Source organism: Candidatus Rokuibacteriota bacterium (assembly GCA_030647435.1).
Classification (GTDB): domain Bacteria; phylum Methylomirabilota; class Methylomirabilia; order Rokubacteriales; family CSP1-6; genus AR37.
The window spans coordinates 1-2,666 of the sequence record JAUSJX010000117.1 but is presented as its reverse complement, the minus strand read 5'-3'; the positions used below and the strand labels follow the sequence as shown (position 1 = coordinate 2,666).

At 68.8% G+C, this 2,666-nt stretch carries 2 protein-coding genes; both read left to right on the top strand.

Annotated elements, in window-relative coordinates; translation table 11 throughout:
- The coding region (locus Q7W02_20280) for a hypothetical protein (GenBank protein ID MDO8478487.1) at positions 1 to 522 on the top strand (522 nt) is incomplete at its 5' end.
- A complete protein-coding gene (locus tag Q7W02_20275) occupies positions 519 to 2,600 on the top strand; it encodes a recombinase family protein (protein MDO8478486.1) in 2,082 nt (693 codons plus the stop codon). The genes Q7W02_20280 and Q7W02_20275, both read left to right, overlap by 4 nt.
- Positions 2,601 to 2,666: the final 66 nt, after the last annotated feature.

Below are 2,666 nucleotides of genomic sequence, written 5' to 3'. Positions count from 1 at the left end.
CGAAGCACCAGACAAACTAAGACAAAGCGCACTACCAAGGCCAAGCAGAACGCGACGAAGCCCCTTCGGCCTCGGACGGGTGAGCTCGCGAGCGGGCCGATGGCGACGATCCGGTTGCCAGTTCATCCGCTCTATGGCGAGCGAGTCGAGGTCGTCGCTCGCTACGGCCACCACGCGCTGCGGGTGGAACAGGCCGACGGCCAACGGAGGCTCCTGCCGATCGGGTGGACCGATCTGGTACCCCGGCCGGCGGCGCTGACGGTGAAGGGTCGGCCGGTGCGATTGGCGCCGCCTGCGCTGCGCGAGCTCGGCGCCTGGGTCGCGGCCCGGATGAGCAGCCGCGGGTCGCCCGAAAAACTTGACACCGTCCACGGAGATGCGCGAAAGCTGAAGCGCGATGCCGCGCCCACCGACGGTACCGCCGGGCCCCACCACGATGGGGAAGGTCCTCCCCTGGTGGAGCAAGCTGGTGCACCGCGTGCTGGTCGCCGAGGCGTGCGGCAGAAGCGAGGCCGACGATGAACGGACAGATCGAAGCGTCGCAGCTGACACGACGCGCGTTCGTGTACGTGCGGCAGTCGACGATGGCGCAGGTGATGCACCATCGAGAGTCGACGATGATGCAGTACGATCTCAAGCAGCGAGCGGTCGCTCTCGGCTGGGCGCCTGAGGCGATCGAGGTCATCGACGAGGACCAAGCGCGAAGTGCGACGACGACCGACGGGCGGAGCGGGTTTGCCCGTCTGGCCGGCGCGGTCGCGCACGGAGAGGCCGGCGGGGTGTTCGCGATCGACGTGTCGCAGATGGCGCGCTCGTCGGAGGACTGGCGGCGCTTGCTGGTGCTGTGCGGCGTGGCCGGCGTGGCGGTGGTCGACGAGCAGCGGATCTACGACCCGAACGACCAGGACGACAAGCTCCTCTTGGAGTTGAAGGGGACCATGTCCGAAGCGGAGATCCACTGGCTGCGGTTGCGCCTGCAGGGCGCGCGGCAGCACAAGGCGCGACGCGGGGCTCTGAGGATGCCCGCCCCGACCGGATACCTCTGGGGTGAACGGGGCTTCGAGATGGATCCCGACGAGGCCGTGCAGCGGGCCGTGCGCGTCGTGTTTCAGAGGTACGACGTCGAGCCGAGTGGGTGGGCGGTGGTGCGGTGGGCGCGCGAGACGGGGTTCACGTGTCCGACACGACGAACCTCGGCGGACGGGGACTCCGGGGTGGAGTGGAAACCGCTCGGGGTCTCGCGCCTCCACGAAATGCTGAAGAACCCGGTCTACGCCGGCGTGTACGCGTACGGCCGCCGGCGCGAGAAGAAGGTGCTCGTCGACGGACAGATCCGACGGGTGCGTCCCGACACGCGCGATCCGGATCGGTGGTTGGTGAAGATCGAGGGCGCGCATCCGGGCTACATCACGTGGGAGCGGTACGTGCAGAATCAGGAGAAGCTGCGGCAGAACCTGACGCGGAGGGGGAACCTGAGCCGAGGCGCGCCGCGCGAAGGGCCGGCTCTGTTGAGTGGGCTGCTGGTCTGCGGTCGCTGCGGCCAGCGCATGGGACCGGGGTATGCGCGGGGGGCGCGGGCCCGGTTCTGGACGTACATCTGTCACGGGGATCGCGACAAGGGCCAGAAAGGGTGCTGGACGGTGGCCGGGGCGCGGATCGACGAGGCCGTGGAGCAGTTGTTTCTGGACACGATGGTGCCGAGCGAGCTGGAGCTGGCGTTGGCGGTGGATCACGAGGTGGCAAGCCAAGCGGAGGAGCTGGCGAAGCAGTGGCGCGCCCGTCGAGAGCAGGCCGCATACGAGGCGCGTCGAGCCGAGAAGCGCTACAAGTCCGTGGACCCCGACAACCGCGTGGTGGCGAGAACACTCGAAGGCGAGTGGGAGATCAAGCTCCGGGAGCTGGAGGAGGTGGAGCGGCAATACACAGAGGCCCGCCGCACCAGGCGTGTGGATCTGTCGGAGGAAGATCGGGCGCGCGTGCGGGAGCTGGCGCGGGATCTACCGGCGGTGTGGCGATCGCCGGTAACGCCGCCCGCGGATCGGAAGGCGATGATGCGGCTCGTGATCGAGGCCATCTCCCTGTCACCGATCGAGGTGCCGCGGCGGGCGACGCGGGTCACGGTGGCCTGGCAGAGCGGGGTGGTGACCGAGATCGAGGTGCCGAGGCCACACCGGCGCGATCTCTTCCGGACGCCACCGGCGGCCCTCGAGCGAATGCGCGCCCTTGCTGCCGCCGGGCGGCACGACGAGGAGATCGCGGAGATCCTCAACGCGGAAGGGATGCGGACGGGCCGGGCCCTCACCTGGAACACGTGGGCTGTCCGATGGACGCGGAAAAAAGAGCGGATCTGCCGCATCGCGCCCGATCGGCCGCGGCGCGAGCTACTTCCAGACCGTTACCCTGATGGACGCTACTCCGTGGCGGGAGCGGCCAAGCGCTTCGGCGTGAGGCTGGACGTCGTGCATGCTTGGATCAAGCGTGGGCTGGTGAAAGGCGAGCGCAACGACTTCCAGGCGCACCGTCGAGTGTGGTGGCTTGAGATCGCCGAGGACACCGCCGCGAGGCTCGAGCGCCTCGCGGCTCCGTTGAGACGCCCCTGAACCGCACGAAGGTGGCCGATTGAGGCTTTGTTCGTGCAGGAGGTCGCAGTATGAACGGCGGTACCC

Excerpts from the sequence above, each read along its gene's own strand:
- Q7W02_20275 (MDO8478486.1), top strand. The coding sequence starts at position 519 with ATGAACGGACAGATCGAAGCGTCGCAGCTGACACGACGCGCGTTCGTG.